General features: G+C 37.8%; 16 protein-coding genes and 1 riboswitch. Of the genes, 14 read left to right on the top strand and 2 right to left on the bottom strand.

Translation table 11 applies throughout. From position 1 onward, the window contains the following. The first annotated feature begins 30 nt into the window (after positions 1–30). The 3 genes from rpoB (at position 31) to AC0GLY_RS01370 (ending at position 7,652) form a co-directional block, all read left to right on the top strand. Positions 31–3,636 carry a DNA-directed RNA polymerase subunit beta gene (gene rpoB / locus AC0GLY_RS01360; RefSeq protein ID WP_496612222.1) on the top strand — a complete coding sequence of 1,202 codons (3,606 nt, stop codon included), beginning with the start codon at positions 31–33 and terminating at the stop codon, positions 3,634–3,636. A 17-nt stretch (positions 3,637–3,653) separates the two neighbouring features. Continuing rightward, positions 3,654–7,301: a DNA-directed RNA polymerase subunit beta' gene (gene rpoC, locus AC0GLY_RS01365; RefSeq protein ID WP_496611787.1), complete on the top strand. Its 3,648-nt coding sequence runs from the start codon at positions 3,654–3,656 to the stop codon at positions 7,299–7,301. Positions 7,302–7,427: 126 nt separating this feature from the next. Next, entirely contained in the window at positions 7,428–7,652 is a 225-nt protein-coding gene (locus AC0GLY_RS01370; protein WP_496611788.1) for a DUF3923 family protein, read from the top strand. Positions 7,653–7,697: 45 nt separating this feature from the next. Here AC0GLY_RS01370 and AC0GLY_RS01375 read toward each other — a convergent pair whose 3' ends face one another. Together AC0GLY_RS01375 and AC0GLY_RS01380 are read right to left on the bottom strand one after the other, a co-directional pair. Then, positions 7,698–8,270, bottom strand: coding sequence for a xanthine phosphoribosyltransferase (locus AC0GLY_RS01375; RefSeq protein WP_496611789.1), 573 nt, complete (start codon positions 8,268–8,270; stop codon positions 7,698–7,700). Positions 8,271–8,276: 6 nt separating this feature from the next. Beyond that, a riboswitch (purine riboswitch) is annotated at positions 8,277–8,372 on the bottom strand. Then, positions 8,366–9,034 (bottom strand): prepilin peptidase, encoded by a 669-nt coding sequence (locus AC0GLY_RS01380; RefSeq protein ID WP_496611790.1) that lies wholly within the window; start codon positions 9,032–9,034, stop codon positions 8,366–8,368. It overlaps the preceding riboswitch by 7 nt. 165 nt (positions 9,035–9,199) lie before the next feature. Between AC0GLY_RS01380 and rpsL the strand changes: the two genes are divergently transcribed. From rpsL to rpsC, 11 genes are all read left to right on the top strand, one after another. Next, positions 9,200–9,619, top strand: a complete 420-nt coding sequence (rpsL, locus tag AC0GLY_RS01385; RefSeq protein WP_496611791.1) for a 30S ribosomal protein S12 — start codon at positions 9,200–9,202, stop codon at positions 9,617–9,619. A gap of 30 nt (positions 9,620–9,649) precedes the next feature. Beyond that, complete coding sequence (gene rpsG / locus AC0GLY_RS01390) at positions 9,650–10,120, top strand: 30S ribosomal protein S7 (protein WP_496611792.1); 471 nt, start codon at positions 9,650–9,652, stop codon at positions 10,118–10,120. A gap of 85 nt (positions 10,121–10,205) precedes the next feature. Further along, positions 10,206–12,296 carry an elongation factor G gene (fusA, locus tag AC0GLY_RS01395; protein WP_496611793.1) on the top strand — a complete coding sequence of 697 codons (2,091 nt, stop codon included), beginning with the start codon at positions 10,206–10,208 and terminating at the stop codon, positions 12,294–12,296. A 271-nt stretch (positions 12,297–12,567) separates the two neighbouring features. Beyond that, positions 12,568–12,876, top strand: a complete 309-nt coding sequence (gene rpsJ / locus AC0GLY_RS01400) for a 30S ribosomal protein S10 (RefSeq protein ID WP_041817923.1) — start codon at positions 12,568–12,570, stop codon at positions 12,874–12,876. Between the two features lie 26 nt (positions 12,877–12,902). Further along, a complete protein-coding gene (gene rplC / locus AC0GLY_RS01405; protein WP_496611794.1) occupies positions 12,903–13,538 on the top strand; it encodes a 50S ribosomal protein L3 in 636 nt (211 codons plus the stop codon). 18 nt (positions 13,539–13,556) lie between these two features. Then, a complete protein-coding gene (rplD, locus tag AC0GLY_RS01410; RefSeq protein ID WP_496611795.1) occupies positions 13,557–14,180 on the top strand; it encodes a 50S ribosomal protein L4 in 624 nt (207 codons plus the stop codon). Then, a complete protein-coding gene (gene rplW / locus AC0GLY_RS01415; RefSeq protein ID WP_496611796.1) occupies positions 14,180–14,467 on the top strand; it encodes a 50S ribosomal protein L23 in 288 nt (95 codons plus the stop codon). Before rplD ends, rplW begins: the two co-directional genes overlap by 1 nt. A 25-nt stretch (positions 14,468–14,492) precedes the next feature. Continuing rightward, positions 14,493–15,338 carry a 50S ribosomal protein L2 gene (gene rplB / locus AC0GLY_RS01420; RefSeq protein WP_496611797.1) on the top strand — a complete coding sequence of 282 codons (846 nt, stop codon included), beginning with the start codon at positions 14,493–14,495 and terminating at the stop codon, positions 15,336–15,338. Positions 15,339–15,382: 44 nt separating this feature from the next. Next, positions 15,383–15,667: a 30S ribosomal protein S19 gene (gene rpsS, locus AC0GLY_RS01425; protein ID WP_014082374.1), complete on the top strand. Its 285-nt coding sequence runs from the start codon at positions 15,383–15,385 to the stop codon at positions 15,665–15,667. 15 nt (positions 15,668–15,682) lie between these two features. Continuing rightward, positions 15,683–16,039 carry a 50S ribosomal protein L22 gene (gene rplV / locus AC0GLY_RS01430; protein WP_496611798.1) on the top strand — a complete coding sequence of 119 codons (357 nt, stop codon included), beginning with the start codon at positions 15,683–15,685 and terminating at the stop codon, positions 16,037–16,039. 3 nt (positions 16,040–16,042) lie between these two features. Further along, entirely contained in the window at positions 16,043–16,705 is a 663-nt protein-coding gene (gene rpsC, locus AC0GLY_RS01435; RefSeq protein WP_496611799.1) for a 30S ribosomal protein S3, read from the top strand.

Below are 16,705 nucleotides of genomic sequence, written 5' to 3' on the forward strand. Positions count from 1 at the left end.
AACGTTAAAGAAAACAACCAAAAAGATGCAATGGCTGGGAACGTTGTTAAATACGGTAAACATAGAACCCGTAGAAGTTATGCCAGAATCAAAAAAGTTTTGGATCTTCCTAACTTGATTGAAGTGCAATCTAACTCATACAACTGGTTCTTAGATGAAGGCCTTCGTGAGATGTTTAGAGACATTATGCCAATTGACGATTTCCAAGGAAAATTATCATTGGACTTCGTTGATTACCAATTGTTAGAACCTAAATACACCGTTGCCGAAGCAAGAGCTCATGAAGTTAATTACTCAGCTCCGCTTCACGTTACGCTTAAATTGACTAACCATGAAACTGGTGAAATCAAAACTCAAGACGTATTCTTCGGTGATTTACCATTAATGACTGATCAAGGAACTTTCATTATTAATGGGGCAGAACGAGTAATTGTTTCTCAATTAGTTCGTTCGCCAGGGGCCTACTACCACAAAGAATTAGATAAAAATGGTCGCGAAATGTTCAGTGCCACAGTGATTCCTAATCGTGGTGCTTGGATGGAATTCGCTACTGATGCCAAAAATGTATCATATATTCGAATTGACAGAACTAGAAAGTTACCAATTACTGAATTGATTCGGGCTTTAGGGTTTGGCTCTGATGATGAAATCTTTGAAATTTTTGGTAAGACTAATGATAGTCTTAACTTAACCATTGAAAAAGATGTTCACAAAGATTCAAGTGACACCCGAACTGAAGAAGCGTTAAAAGATATTTATGAACGCTTGCGTCCTGGTGAACCTAAGACTGCTGAATCATCACGTAATCTTTTAACGACTAGATTCTTCGATCCACAACGCTATGATATGGCTCCCGTTGGTCGTTATAAGACTAACGAAAAGCTTAGTTTAAAGAATCGTTTAATGGGACTTTATTTGGCTGAAACTTTGGCTGATCCTGAAACTGGTGAAATCATTGCTAAAAAGGGTGATTTAATTGATAAAGAAGTTATGAAGACTTTGGCTCCATATTTGGATAACAAAGATTTCAAAGCTTATACATTTAATCCAGCTCCTGAAGCTGTGGTTACAGATCCAGTAACTGTTCAAATTATTAAAGTTTATTCAAACAAAGACCCTGAAAAAGTGGTTCCTGTAGTTGGAAATGACAACATCAGCCTTGACTATAAGCACATTACACCTGCTGATATGTTAGCTGAAGTGAACTATTTCTTTGATCTACAAGAGGGAATCGGCTCTGTTGATGATATTGATCACTTGAGCAATCGTCGAGTACGTTCAGTTGGTGAATTGTTACAAAATCAATTCCGCATTGGTTTATCACGAATGGAACGAGTTGTGCGTGAAAGAATGTCAATTCAAGATGCGGCAACCGTTACTCCACAACAATTAATTAATATTCGTCCAGTAGTTGCTTCAGTCAAAGAATTCTTTGGCTCATCACAACTTTCACAATTTATGGATCAAACTAATCCATTAGGTGAATTAACTCATAAGCGTCGTTTATCTGCACTTGGACCTGGTGGTATCACTCGGGACCGTGCCGGGTATGAAGTTCGTGATGTTAACTACACCCACTATGGTCGGGTTTGTCCAATTGAAACTCCTGAAGGTCCTAACATTGGGTTGATTAACTCATTTTCTGGTTACGCTCGTGTAAACAAGTATGGATTTATTGAATCTCCTTATCGTCGTGTAGATTGGGGAACTCACAAAGTTACTGACAAGATTGATTATTTAACTGCCAGTGATGAAGATAAATATGTGATTGCACAAGCCAATACTCCACTTAATGACGATGGATCATTCCGTGAAACACACGTAATGGCTCGTGATAAAGCTGAATATGTTGAAGCAGATATTAATAATGTTGATTACATGGATGTTTCTCCTCTTCAAGTTGTTTCAGTTGCCACTGCATGTATTCCATTTTTGGAAAATGATGATAGTAACCGGGCCTTGATGGGATCAAACATGCAACGTCAAGCGGTTCCATTGATCAATCCACATGCACCACTTGTTGGTACTGGAATGGAATATAAGACTGCTCATGATTCTGGAGTTGCTAAAATTGCTAAGTATCCTGGAACTGTAGAATACGTTGACGCTGACGTAGTTAAGATTCGTCGTGATAACGGAACGTTAGACACTTATGAATTAACCAAGTTTATGCGTTCTAACAATGGGATGAACTATAATCAAACTCCAATTGTGAAGACTGGCGATCATGTTGATGCTGATGAAATCATTGCTGATGGACCTGCAATGGAAAATGGGGAATTGGCTTTAGGTCAAAACCCAACTGTTGCCTTCATGACTTGGCAAGGTTATAACTTTGAAGATGCCATTGGAATTAGTGAAAAATTAGTTAAGGAAGATGCTTATACTTCAATTCACATTGAAGAATATGAATCAGAAACTCGTGACACAAAACTTGGACCTGAAGAAATGACTCGTGAAATTCCTAATGTTGGTGAAGATGCGCTTAAGGATCTTGACGAAGAAGGAATTGTCAGAGTTGGTGCTGAAGTTCATGATGGTGATATTTTAGTTGGTAAAGTTACGCCAAAAGGGGTAACTGAGTTATCTTCTGAAGAACGTTTATTACATGCCATCTTCGGTGAAAAATCACGTGAAGTTAGAGATACATCACTTAGAGTTCCTCATGGTGCTGATGGAGTGGTTCAAGATGTTAAAGTTTTCTCTCGGGAAAATGGAGACGAATTACAGCCTGGTGTAAACAAAATGGTTCGAGTTTACATTGCTCAAAAACGGAAACTTCAAGTCGGTGATAAAATGGCCGGTAAACATGGTAATAAAGGTACGGTTTCAATCGTAATTCCTGAAGAAGATATGCCTTATCTACCTGATGGAACTCCAATTGATATTTTATTGAGTCCCATGGGTGTTCCATCACGGATGAACATTGGTCAAGTATTGGAAATGCATTTAGGAATGGCTGCTAAGAAGCTTGGAATTCATGTTGCTACTCCAGTATTTGATGGTGCCACTTCTGATGATGTTTGGGCTGCTGTAAAAGAAGCCGGTATGGCTAGTGACGGAAAGTCAGTTGTTTATGACGGTCGGACTGGTGAACCATTTGATAAACGAATCGCAGTTGGAGTCATGGGATATCTTAAACTTAACCATATGTCAGAAGATAAAATTCACGCTCGTTCAATCGGACCATACTCCCTTGTTACGCAACAACCACTTGGTGGGAAAGCCCAATTTGGGGGACAACGTTTCGGTGAAATGGAAGTTTGGGCTCTTGAAGCATATGGAGCAGCTCATACTTTACAAGAAATTCTAACTTACAAATCAGATGATGTAGTTGGTCGAGTTAAGACTTATGAAGCCATTGTTAAAGGTGAACCAATTCCTAAACCGGGAGTTCCTGAATCATTTCGAGTATTGGTTAAAGAATTACAAGCCCTTGGCCTTGATATGAAGGTTCTTGGTGCTGATCACCAACCAATTGATTTACGTGATATGGATGATGACGATGATGTTGTGAACGTTAATGCCCTTAACAAAATTGCCCAAGAACAAGATGCAAAAAAAGAAGCCGAAAATAAAGAAGCTACCTCTAAGGTCGCTGATGATGCTTCAACTGATGAAAAAGACAATAATTAATAAAGGAGGGGACGCCAATGGTTGATGTTAACAAATTCAAAAGTATGCAAGTTGGACTTGCATCTCCTGAAACAATTCGTAGCTGGTCATACGGAGAAGTAACCAAACCTGAAACGATTAACTATCGAACTTTAAAGCCAGAAAAAGATGGTTTATTCGATGAAAGAATTTTTGGACCTACTAAGGACTGGAAATGTGCCTGTGGTAAGTACAAGGGAATTCGTTATAAAGGAATTGTTTGTGATCGTTGTGGAGTTGAAGTTACTCGTGCCAAGGTTCGTCGTGAACGAATGGGTCACATTGAATTAGCAGCTCCAGTAACTCATATTTGGTATTACAAGGGTATTCCAAGTCGAATGGGATTAGTTCTAGACATGAGCCCTCGTGCCTTAGAAGAGATCATTTATTTTGCTTCATATGTAGTTGTTGATCCTGGTAATACACCACTTGAAAAGAAACAATTATTATCTGAACAAGAATATCGTGATAAGAAACGTGAATATGGCAACCGATTTGATGCGAAAATTGGTGCTGAAGGAATTCGGGCTTTACTTGATAGTGTTGATGTAGAAAAAGAAGTTACTGAATTAAAAGCAGAACTTAAGAAAGCTACTGGTCAAAAAAGAACACGTGCAATTCGTCGTTTAGATATTTTGGAAGCGTTTCTTACCTCTGGAAACAATTTATCTTGGATGGTAATGGATACTATTCCAGTTATGCCACCTGATTTACGTCCGATGGTACAACTGGAAGGGGGCCGATTTGCTACTTCTGATTTGAATGATTTATACCGACGGGTAATTAACCGAAATAACCGATTAAAACGATTATTAGACTTACACGCTCCTGGAATTATCGTCCAAAACGAAAAAAGAATGTTACAAGAAGCAGTTGATGCTTTGATTGATAATGGTCGTCGTGGTCGTCCTGTTGCCGGTCCTGGTAATCGTCCTTTGAAATCACTTTCTCACTTGCTTAAGGGTAAGCAAGGTCGATTCCGTCAAAACTTACTTGGAAAACGGGTTGATTATTCAGGTCGTTCTGTTATTGATGTTGGTCCATGGTTAAAACTTAGCCAAATGGGTCTTCCAGTTTCAATGGCACTTGAATTATTCAAACCATTTATCATGCACGAGTTGGTTAAACGCGGGTTAGCTTCAAATGTTAAAAATGCTAAACGTGAAATTGAACGTAAAGATGATGTTGTTTTTGATGTTCTTCCTTACGTAATTAAAGAACATCCAGTTCTATTGAACCGAGCCCCTACCTTGCATCGACTTGGAATTCAAGCCTTTGAACCAGTATTGGTAAGTGGTAAATCAATGCGTTTACATCCATTAGTTTGTGCTGCTTACAATGCCGATTTTGATGGTGACCAAATGGCCATTCACGTTCCTCTTTCTGATGAAGCTCAAGCTGAATCAAGATTGTTAATGGCTGCTGCTGGTCATATCTTGGCTCCAAAAGATGGGAAACCCGTTGTGGCTCCATCACAAGATATGGTTATCGGTAACTACTACCTAACGATGGAAGAACCTGGTCGTGAAGGTGAAGGAATGATTTTCAACACGCCTGAAGAAGTTGAAGTTGCTTATCGTGATGGTTTAGTGCATTGGCACAGTCGAATTGGAATTCCTGCTGCAGCTTTTCCAGATAAGCCATTTACTGATGACCAAAAAGATAAAATTATGGTTACTTCAGTTGGTAAAGTAATTTTTAACGGAATTTTGCCTAAGGCATTTGTTTACTTGAATGAACCAACTGCTACTAATTTAAATGGCTTTATTCCTGATAACTATTTCTTAGAACCTGGGGAAAACATTCACGAACATATTGCTAATACTGAGCCTGTTAAACCATTTAAGAAAAGTTTCTTATCAGATATCATCGCTGAAGTTTATAACCAATACAAAGTTACAGAAACTTCAGAATTACTTGATCGAATTAAAGATTTAGGTAATGATGAATCAACTAAGTCAGGTTTAACTGTTGGAATGGCAGATATTACTGAACTTAAAGAAAAACCAGAAATTGTGGCTGATGGTCACAAAAAGGTTGCTACCATTACCAAACAATTCCGTCGAGGTTTGATTACCGATCAAGAGCGTTATGAAAGAATTGTGAACGTGTGGAATGATGCCCGTGATAAAACTCAAGATGCTTTATTACAAAATTTTGATCCTGAAAATCCAATCTTCATGATGAGTGATTCTGGAGCTCGTGGGAATATCTCAAACTTTACTCAACTTGCCGGAATGCGTGGATTGATGGCTTCTCCTGATGGTAAAATTATGGAACTTCCAATTACATCTAACTTCCGTGAAGGGATGTCAGTTTTGGAAATGTTCATTTCTACCCATGGTGCTCGTAAAGGGATGACCGATACGGCCTTGAAGACTGCCAACTCAGGTTACTTAACTCGTCGACTTGTGGATGTGGCTCAAGATGTTATCATTCGTGAAAAAGATTGTCACACTGATCGTGGATTAGTAGTGCGTGCGATTAAAGAAGGTAACGAAATGATTGAACCACTTTACGATCGAATTCTTGGTAGAAATGCCATGAAGACCGTTAAAGATCCTGAAACTGGTGAAGTAATCGTTGCTAAAAACGAAATGATTGATGATAAGAAAGCTCAACAAATTGTTGATGCTGGAATTGATTCAGTTGAAATTCGTTCAGCCTTCACTTGTAACACTGCTCATGGGGTTTGTGAAATGTGCTACGGTCAAAACTTAGCTACTGGTGATAACGTTGAAGTTGGTGAAGCAGTTGGAACTGTTGCTGCTCAATCAATCGGTGAACCTGGTACCCAATTAACTCTTCGGACTTTCCATACCGGTGGGGTTGCAAGTAACACTGATATTACCCAAGGGCTTCCCCGGGTTCAAGAAATTTTTGAAGCTCGAAATCCTAAAGGTAAGTCAACTATCTCTGAAGTTACTGGAGTAGTTGAATTAATCGAAGAAGATCCTGCTGAAGGGGTTAAAGAAGTTACTATTCAAGGTAAAGCAGATACCAGAAAATACAAGGTTCCATTAACTGCTCGGATGAGAGTTGCTGAAGGTGATACAGTTCGCCGTGGTGATGCGCTAAACGAAGGTTCAATTGATCCTAAAGAGCTTCTTAAGATTCGTGATACCTTATCAACTGAAACTTACTTATTAACGGCGGTTCAAGAAGTTTACCGTCGTCAAGGGGTTGAAGTTAATGATAAGCATGCCGAAATCATGGTTAGACAAATGCTTCGTAAGGTACGGGTCATGGATCCAGGTGACACCGATATCTTGCCAGGTACCTTGATTGATATCGATGATTTCAAAGAACGAAATGCTGATGCAGTTATGACTGGTGAAGTGCCAGCCACTGCTCGTCCGGTCTTACTTGGAATTACCAAAGCTGCCCTTGAAACTAATAGTTTCTTATCAGCTGCTTCCTTCCAAGAAACCACTCGAGTACTTACTGATGCTGCAATTCGTGGTAAAGTAGATCCATTAATCGGACTTAAAGAAAACGTTATTATTGGTAAGCTTCTTCCTGCTGGAACCGGTGTTCATGAATATGAAGACATTGAACCAGAAGAAGTTGGTAAACCAGCTGGCGAAAGCGTTGTTGCTGGTTCTGATAAGACATCTGATTTAGATACTGATAACCCAACTAAATAATTAAAACTGGGATTGGAAAACAAGCTTTATTTCAAAAAACGCAATGAATTAAAAAATTCATTGCGTTTTTTTGATATAATTTTGATACAATACAGTAAAGTTTATAACTTTAGAGGAGAAAAAAGAATGCGCCTAGGGTTTAAAATTTGGTGTGGGGTAACTATTTTAGAAGTTATCACTTATGGATTATTTTCAGTGATGATTTTTATGCGAAGTGTTGATGGAGCAGGAGTGGATCAAACTCCTCAAATTAAAATGATGACTTGGTATTTGTTAAGTGGATTTTATTTATTTTTCTTTTTAATTCAATTAATCTGGTTTGTAGTTATGAAACTTATTAACAAAAAATAGGCATAGAAAAAGCAGTCAAATTTTTGAAATTTGACTGCTTTTTGATTAGTTAGCAAATTTAACTTGATTACCAGCTAGTGAAGCAATTTGGGCTAAAGAAAGTACGTTATAACCTTGATCACGTAAGTATTGTCCCCCAGGTTGGAAAGTCTTTTCAATTACAATTCCGATACCGGCCACGGAAGCTTGAGCTGCTTCGACAATTTGAATTAAGCCCTTAGTGGCTTCTCCATTAGCTAAGAAATCATCGATAATTAATACTTTATCTTGATTGGTTAAAAATTGTTTTTCGATGTAAATTTGATTAGTAACTTGTTTAGTGTAAGAGTAAACTTCAGCACTATAAACATCATTTTTAACCACTAATGATTTACTTTTCCGAGCAAAAACCACTGGTAGTTTCATTGCTAAGCCAGTCATCACAGCTGGTGCAATTCCAGAAGCTTCCACGGTGAGAATCTTTGTAATTCCCAAATCTTTAAAGTATTCCGCAAAGTTTTGGCCAATTTGATACATTAATTCAGGATCAATTTGATGATTTAAAAATGAATTAACTTTTAAAATATTACCTGGTAAAATGGTTCCTTGCTCGCGAATCACTTTTTTTAATTCTTCCATAATGAATACAATACCTTTCATGCTTATAGTTCAGAATTCTGGTTCTGAGTAGAAACGACTGACCAATTTCAGTCATATATAAGTTTTACACTTTCCTACATTGTAACTGGAATGCTATCGATAAACAATATCATGATTAAACTATTAGTTAGAAAAGGAATAAAAGGAACTAGTTTGGTTTTTTTAATTCCACAATAGAATAAGGCTAATAAAGCTGCTAGTAAAGTAGTATGGATAACTAATGAAAATCTGCAGGCAATTAAAAGGCAAAACATCACATCCAAATCACCATTACCAATCCAATTTAGCTTTTGGTTGATCAAAAGCAAGCTTAGGTAACAAAAACCAATTATGATTATTGCCCAAAAATCTAATTCTGAAATCCAGATTGCTAAACTAAAGATAATAGGAATCCAATGTGAGCTAAAGTGGAGAGTAAGGAGATCAAATAAACTAATAATTGTTAAACATAATAACAATCCAAATAACTGTAGTGGAATTGAATTCAGCAAAGTGAAAAGTAATCCGGTACTAACTTCATACAATAATAAATAACTTGGAATTTTTATGTGACACCGGTTGCATTTCCCTCGTAGACCAATAAAACTAACAATTGGAATTAATTCAAACCAAGCTAACTGACGTTGGCAAGAATTACATTGGGAACGTGACCAAATGAAATTAGTTTTAGTTACCATTCTTTCAACTAATAATGGTAAAAACGATCCGATGATACTTCCATAAATAAATAAAATGATTTTCATATTTTCACCTCATCAAAAAATACGTTAAATTTTGTTGACGGTGTTTGATTAACATGTTATTCTAATCAATGTGCTTAAACAGTTAAGCGATTTTTTTATTCCTAAAAAATGGTTCACCTGGATGTGTGGACTTAAAAACAAATTTAAGAAAGGAGGACTTTTTAGATGCCTACAATTAATCAATTAGTTAGAAAAGGTCGTAAATCTAGAAGTTCTAAATCAAAATCCCCAGCTCTTGGCTTCGGATACAACAGTTACAAGAAGAAACAAACAAACAATGCTTCACCTCAAAAACGTGGAGTTGCTACTCGTGTGGGAACTATGACTCCTAAAAAGCCTAACTCTGCCTTACGTAAGTATGCGCGTGTTCGTCTTTCAAATTTACTTGAAGTTACTGCTTACATTCCCGGAATTGGGCATAACTTACAAGAACATAGTGTTGTTTTAATCCGTGGTGGTCGTGTTAAGGATTTACCTGGGGTTAGATATCATGTTATCCGTGGTGCCTTAGATACTGCCGGTGTTCAAGATCGTCGTCAAAGTCGTTCTAAATACGGTACTAAGAAACCTAAAGCTAAAAAATAATATAATATTTAATTAAAGGAGGACTTTTAGATGCCTAGAAAAGGAAAAGTTCAAGAACGTGAAATCCTTCCAGATCCAATCTATAACTCAAAGTTGGTTTCAAAATTAATCAACCATTTGATGTTAGATGGTAAGAGAGGTACTGCATCAGAAATTTTATATGATGCATTTAACCAAATTAAAGATACTACTGGTAACGATCCAGTTGAAGTGTTTGAAGAAGCAATGAAAAACATTATGCCGGTCCTTGAAGTTAAGGCCCGCCGTGTTGGTGGATCTAACTACCAAGTTCCTATCGAAGTTCGTCCTGCAAGAAGAACTACTTTAGGTTTACGTTGGTTAGTAAACTACTCACGTCTTCGTGGTGAACATACTATGAGTGACCGTCTTGCTAAAGAAATTATTGATGCATCAAACAATACTGGTGCAGCTGTTAAGAAACGTGAAGATACACACAAAATGGCTGAAGCTAATCGTGCTTTTGCTCATTACCGTTGGTAATCTTCTGATTGCTTAATCGCAATTAAAGGGTGGCTAAGAAATTGGCCACTTTTTTAGAACTATTGAATTTTAAAAGGAGTTAATAATGGCTAACAAACGTGAATTCCCGTTAGAAAAAACACGTAACATTGGGATTGTTGCCCATATCGATGCTGGTAAAACAACAACAACCGAACGGGTTCTTTACTATACTGGTAAAGTTCATAAAATTGGTGAAACCCATGATGGTGCTTCACAAATGGACTGGATGGAAGAAGAAAAGGAACGTGGTATTACCATTACATCAGCCGCTACTACCGCTGAATGGAAGGGTTACCGGGTTAACATCATTGATACACCAGGACACGTGGACTTTACTGTCGAAGTTGAACGTTCACTTCGAGTACTTGATGGTGCCGTTGCTGTACTTGATGGACAAGCAGGTGTTGAACCTCAAACAGAAACTGTTTGGCGTCAATCATCAGATTTTGATGTTCCTCGAATTGTTTTTATCAACAAAATGGATAAATTAGGGGCTAACTTTGATTTCTCTGTTCAATCAATGCATGATCGTTTAGGAGCAAATGCGGTTCCTGTTCAAGTTCCTGTAGGTGCTGAAAATGATTTTGTGGGTGTAATTGATCTTATTGAAATGAAAGCTTACATCTATGATGAAGATAAAGAAGGTGCCAACTGGGATACTGTTGAAATTCCAGATGACTACAAAGAAAAAGCTCAAGCCGCTCGCGATAACTTAATTGAAGCAGTTGCTGACTTGAACGATGACATCATGGACAAATTCCTTAATGGTGAAGAAATTACTAAGGATGAATTAAAAGCTGCGATTCGTAAAGCAACGATTAACCTTGAAATGTACCCAGTTTTTGCTGGTTCAGCATTTAAAAACAAAGGTGTTCAAATGATGATGGATGGGGTTGTTGATTACCTTCCATCACCACTTGATGTTCGTCCTTACCAAGCTATTGATCCAGAAACTGGTGAAGAAGTACCAGTTAAGCCTGATGATAAAGCACCATTTGCTGCTTTAGCATTTAAGGTTGCTACTGATCCATTCGTTGGTCGTTTAACATTTATTCGTGTTTACCGTGGTTCACTTGAATCTGGTTCATACATTTTAAATGCTACCAAAGACAAGCGTGAACGAGTTGGTCGTTTGGTTCAAATGCACTCAAATACTCGTCAAGAAATTCCTGAAGTATTCTCTGGTGATATTGCTGGGGCAATTGGTTTGAAAAATACCACTACTGGTGATTCATTAACTGATATTGATCATCCTTTACACCTTGAATCAATGGAATTCCCAGAACCAGTTATTGAAGTTGCAGTTGAACCTAAGACTAAGGCCGATCAAAACAAGATGAATACTGCTCTTCAAAAACTTTCTGAAGAAGACCCTACTTTCCGGGCACAAACTAACCCAGAAACTGGTCAAACAATTATGGCCGGAATGGGAGAACTTCATCTTGATATTCTGATTGAACGAATGAAACGTGAATTTGGTGTTGACGCTACCATTGGTGAACCTCAAGTTGCTTACCGTGAAGCATTTACTAAACCAGTTGAAGCTCAAGGTAAGTTTGTTCGTCAATCTGGTGGTAAAGGTCAATATGGTGATGTTTGGGTTGAATTCACTCCTGGTGAAGAAGGTTCTGGCTTCGAATTTGAAAATGCCATTGTTGGTGGAGTTGTTCCTCGTGAATTTATTCCTTCAGTAGAACAAGGGATTAAAGAATCAATGGAAAATGGTGTTCTTGCAGGATTCCCATTAATTGATCTTAAAGCCAAGTTGTATGATGGTAGCTACCATGATGTCGATTCTAGTGAAGCTGCTTTCAAAATTGCTGCCTCAATCGCTTTGAAGAATGCCGCTAAAAAAGCTGCTCCAGTTATTTTGGAACCAATCATGAAAGTTGATATTCGTGTTCCTGAAGAATACATGGGAGACGTTATGGGACAAGTTACAGCTCGTCGTGGAAACGTTGAAGGTATGGAAGCACAAGATAATGCACAAAACATTCATGCTATGGTTCCTCTTTCAGAAATGTTTGGTTACGCAACTGATTTGCGTTCAGCAACTCAAGGACGTGGAACTTTTGTAATGTCATTTGACCACTACACTGCTGTTCCTAAGAGTATCCAAGAAGATATTATTAAGAAAAATGGTGGAGAATCTTAATTACTTTTCAATTATTAATTCGAAAAAGCTTTGTTAATTTTAATTAACAAAGCTTTTTTTGTTTTATATCGTAAAACCCTTGCAACACAAGCAAATTACATGTATTATATAGTAGTGTCTTAAATGAAGGGGCAGATTGTGCTCTAAAATTGATACAGTAAGCGATGATGTAAAAGATTGCGGCACACCCGGCCGCTTTGCCATGGCAAGGTCTGTCCGGTAACTTTTACGGAGTTAGTCTTAAAAGAAAATAGACGAGGGAGGGAAAAACATGGCAAAAGAAAAAATCCGTATTCGCTTGAAAGCATACGAACACCGTAGCTTAGATCAAGCTGCTGATAAGATTGTTGCTACTGCACAAAGAACTGGTGCTACTATTTCAGGGCCAATTCCATTGCCAACTGAAAGAACTATTTATACAGTTTTGGCATCACCATTCAAGTATAGTAAAGCACAAGAACAATTCGAAATGTTAACACACAAACGTTTAATTGACATTTTAAATCCAACACCAAAAACTGTTGATTCATTAATGAAATTAGACTTACCAAGTGGTGTTGATATCGAGATTAAATTATAATATTACACAATATTGGAGGTGTACTCATGATCAAAAAAGGAATCTTAGGTAAAAAGGTTGGTATGACTCAAGTTTTTACTGAAAACGGTGAATTAGTTCCAGTTACTGTTGTGGATGTAACTCCTAATGTTGTTTTACAAGTTAAAAACAACGAAACAGACGGTTACGAAGCAGTTCAACTTGGTTTTGATGAAAAACGTGAAGTTTTAAGTAATAAACCTGAACAAGGTCACGTCAAAAAAGCTAACACTACCCCTAAGCGCTTCATTCGTGAAATCAGTGATGTCGACTTAGAGGCTTATAAAGTTGGAGATGAAGTTAAAGCTGATACATTCCAAGCTGGAGACTCAGTCGATGTAACTGGTATCACTAAAGGTCATGGTTACCAAGGTAACATTCACAAAGACAATCAAAGTCGTGGACCAGAAACTCATGGTTCTAGATATCACCGTCGTCCAGGTTCACTTGGAGTTATTATTAACCGAGTTGTTAAAGGTATGAAACTTCCTGGACGGATGGGTAACAAAACTGTTACCATTCAAAACCTTGAAGTTGTTAAAGCAGACGTTGATAACAACGTATTGTTAATTAAAGGTAATGTACCTGGTGCAAACAAAACACTAGTTACGATTCGTACTTCTGTACACAATTCAAGAAAATAGGAAAGGGGGAACCGCAAAATGACAAGCGTATCATTATTTAAACAAGATGGTAGTAAAGATGGCTCAATCGATCTTAACGAAAACATCTTCGGTATTGAACCAAACGAAAGCGTAGTATTTGACACTGTAATTATGCAGCGTGCATCTCAACGTCAAGGTACCAACGGAGTTAAGACTAGAGGCCAAGTTTCTGGTGGTGGTAAGAAGCCATGGAGACAAAAAGGTACTGGTCGTGCTCGTCAAGGTTCTATTCGTTCACCACAATGGGTTGGCGGTGGAGTAGTATTTGGACCATCAGCTCGTTCATACAGCTACCATCTTCCTAAAAAGGTTACTAGATTAGCTGTTAAATCAGTTCTTTCAGAAAAAGTTTCAGAAGATAATTTTGTTGTAGTTGATTCAATTAACTTTGAATCACCAAAAACAAAGGAATTTGCGAACTTATTGAAAAATCTTGATGCAGCTACTAAGACATTGGTAGTTTTGGAAGATACTAACGATAACGTTGCTTTATCAGCTAAAAACATTCCGAACGTTCAAGTAATTAGCGCCAAAGGTGTTAACACTCTTGATGTATTGAATGCTAAAAAAGTCGTTATTACCAAAGCTGCTCTTTCTCAAGTAGAGGAGGTGCTCGCATAATGGAAGCACGAGATATCATTTTACGTCCTGTAATCACTGAAGCTTCAACTGATCGTATGGACGACAAAAAATATACATTTGATGTTGATTTACGAGCAAACAAAAACCAAGTTAAAAATGCTGTTGAAGAAATTTTTAACGTTAAGGTTGCTAAAGTAAACATCATGAACGTTAAAGGTAAAGAAAAACGCCAAGGTCGTTACGTTGGTTTCACTAAGAAACGTCGTAAGGCAATCGTTACTTTATCAAATGATTCAGACGAAATTAAGTTATTCTCTGAAGAATAATCTATTAAGATAGGAGGAAAACAACGTGGCTTTAAAGAAATATAAACCAACGACTAATGGTCGTCGTAATATGACTAGTATTGACTACAGTAATATTACAACTAATAAGCCAGAAAAAAGCTTAGTACAAGCTAATTCTAAAAAGGCTGGTCGTAACAATTCAGGTCGTATGACTGTTCGTCACCGTGGTGGTGGAAACAAGCACTTATATCGTGTTATTGATTTCAAACGTAACCATGATGATGTTAAAGCAACAGTTAAAAGCATCGAATATGATCCAAACCGTACTGCTAACATCGCTTTGATCGTTTACGCTGACGGAATCAAATCATACATTCTTGCCCCTAAAGGTCTTAAAGTTGGAGATGTTGTTGAGTCTGGTTCAAATGCTGATATCAAGCCTGGTAACACACTTGCACTTAAAGATATTCCAGTTGGATCAACTATTCATAATATTGAACTAAAACCTGGTAAAGGTGGACAACTTGCTCGTTCTGCTGGTAACTCAGCACAATTATTGAGTAACGAAGGAAACGGTAAATATTCACTTGTTAAATTACCTTCTGGTGAAGTAAGAATGGTTCTTTCTGTTTGTCGTGCCACAATTGGTACTGTTGGAAATGAAGAACATTCACTTATTAACTGGGGTAAAGCCGGTCGTACTCGTTACCGTGGTCAAAGACCTCACGTACGTGGATCTGTAATGAACCCTAACGATCACCCACATGGTGGTGGTGAAGGTAAAGCTCCAGTTGGTTACCCATCTCCTTTGTCACCTTGGCACAAGAAGACTGTTGGTAAGAAGACCCGTTCTAAGACTGCTCGTTCAAACAAATTCATTGTTCGTCGTCGTAAGGGTTCAAAGATGTAATTTTAAGTGCATCTAGATACAAGACTTGAAGAGGAGGTTTTATAATGAGTCGTAGTTTGAAAAAGGGACCATTCGCTGATCAATCTTTATTAAAGAAAATCGATGCCCAAAAAGACCAAGAAAAGAAAACAGTTATTAAAACTTGGTCACGTCGCTCAACTATTTTCCCTAGTTTCATTGGTTACACTATTTCAGTGTACAATGGTAGAACTCATGTCCCAGTTTTCATCCAAGAAGACATGGTAGGACATAAACTTGGAGAATTCGTTCCAACACGTACATTCCATGGTCATGGTAATGTAGGTGGAAAAGACAAGATTACAGGATAACAAGGAGGATACAAAATGGCTGAACAAGTTACATCAGCAAAAGCTATTGCTAAAACTGTTCGTATTGCCCCTCGTAAGGTCCGTCTTGTTTTAGATCTTATTAGAGGTAAAAACGTTGCAGAAGCTGCTTCAATTCTTGAATTCACCCCTCGTGGTGCATCTCCAGTAGTTGGAAAAGTTTTAAAATCAGCTGTAGCAAATGCAGAAAATAATTTTGATCTTGATGGTCAAAACCTTGTTGTTGCTGAAGCATACGCCGACGAAGGACCAACTTTAAAGCGTTTCCGTCCCCGTGCTAAGGGTTCTGCTTCACCAATCAACAAACGTACAAGTCACATTACAATCGTAGTATCAGAACAAAAGGAGGGATAGAGCATGGGTCAAAAAATTAACCCTAATGGTTTCCGTATCGGTGTTAACCGTGGTTGGCAAGCTCAATGGTATGCTAACGATGACAAATTTGCTTCATATTTAAATGAAGATTTGAAGATTCGTGACTACCTTGCTAAACGTCTTGCTGATGCTTCAGTTTCAGAAATTGAAATTGAACGTGCTGCCAAACGAGTAAACATTTCTATCCACACTGCAAAACCTGGTATGGTTATTGGTAAGGGTGGATCAGAAGTTGAAAGTCTACGTAATGAATTAAACAAGTTAACTGGACGTCGTGTTCACATTAACATTATTGAAGTTAAGAAACCTGACTTGGAAGCTGATTTAGTTGGTGAAAATATCGCTAAACAACTTGAAGGTCGTGTTGCTTTCCGTCGTGCTATGCGTCAAGCTATGAAGCAAGTTATGCGTTCAGGTGCTGATGGAGTTAAAACTCAATCATCTGGTCGTTTAAACGGTGCTGACATGGCTCGTATTGAAAGTTATTCTGAAGGTCGTGTTCCACTTCATACTTTGAGAGCTGATATCAACTATTCTTGGAATGAAGCACACACTACTTACGGTGCAATCGGTGTTAAAACATGGATTAACCGTGGAGAAGTTTTACCTGAAAAGCCTTTGGAAAACCGTAAAGGAGGTAAATAA

The sequence above is a fragment of the Fructilactobacillus sp. YLN 2507 genome (genome assembly GCF_059614085.1).

Coding starts and splice junctions, on each gene's coding strand:
- AC0GLY_RS01370 (WP_496611788.1), top strand. CDS start 7,428: ATGCGCCTAGGGTTTAAAATTTGGTGTGGGGTAACTATTTTAGAAGTT.
- rpsJ (WP_041817923.1), top strand. CDS start 12,568: ATGGCAAAAGAAAAAATCCGTATTCGCTTGAAAGCATACGAACACCGT.
- rpoC (WP_496611787.1), top strand. CDS start 3,654: ATGGTTGATGTTAACAAATTCAAAAGTATGCAAGTTGGACTTGCATCT.
- rpsS (WP_014082374.1), top strand. CDS start 15,383: ATGAGTCGTAGTTTGAAAAAGGGACCATTCGCTGATCAATCTTTATTA.
- fusA (WP_496611793.1), top strand. CDS start 10,206: ATGGCTAACAAACGTGAATTCCCGTTAGAAAAAACACGTAACATTGGG.
- rpsG (WP_496611792.1), top strand. CDS start 9,650: ATGCCTAGAAAAGGAAAAGTTCAAGAACGTGAAATCCTTCCAGATCCA.
- AC0GLY_RS01380 (WP_496611790.1), bottom strand. CDS start 9,034: ATGAAAATCATTTTATTTATTTATGGAAGTATCATCGGATCGTTTTTA.
- rplD (WP_496611795.1), top strand. CDS start 13,557: ATGACAAGCGTATCATTATTTAAACAAGATGGTAGTAAAGATGGCTCA.
- rplW (WP_496611796.1), top strand. CDS start 14,180: ATGGAAGCACGAGATATCATTTTACGTCCTGTAATCACTGAAGCTTCA.
- AC0GLY_RS01375 (WP_496611789.1), bottom strand. CDS start 8,270: ATGGAAGAATTAAAAAAAGTGATTCGCGAGCAAGGAACCATTTTACCA.
- rpsC (WP_496611799.1), top strand. CDS start 16,043: ATGGGTCAAAAAATTAACCCTAATGGTTTCCGTATCGGTGTTAACCGT.
- rplC (WP_496611794.1), top strand. CDS start 12,903: ATGATCAAAAAAGGAATCTTAGGTAAAAAGGTTGGTATGACTCAAGTT.
- rplV (WP_496611798.1), top strand. CDS start 15,683: ATGGCTGAACAAGTTACATCAGCAAAAGCTATTGCTAAAACTGTTCGT.
- rpsL (WP_496611791.1), top strand. CDS start 9,200: ATGCCTACAATTAATCAATTAGTTAGAAAAGGTCGTAAATCTAGAAGT.
- rpoB (WP_496612222.1), top strand. CDS start 31: ATGGCTGGGAACGTTGTTAAATACGGTAAACATAGAACCCGTAGAAGT.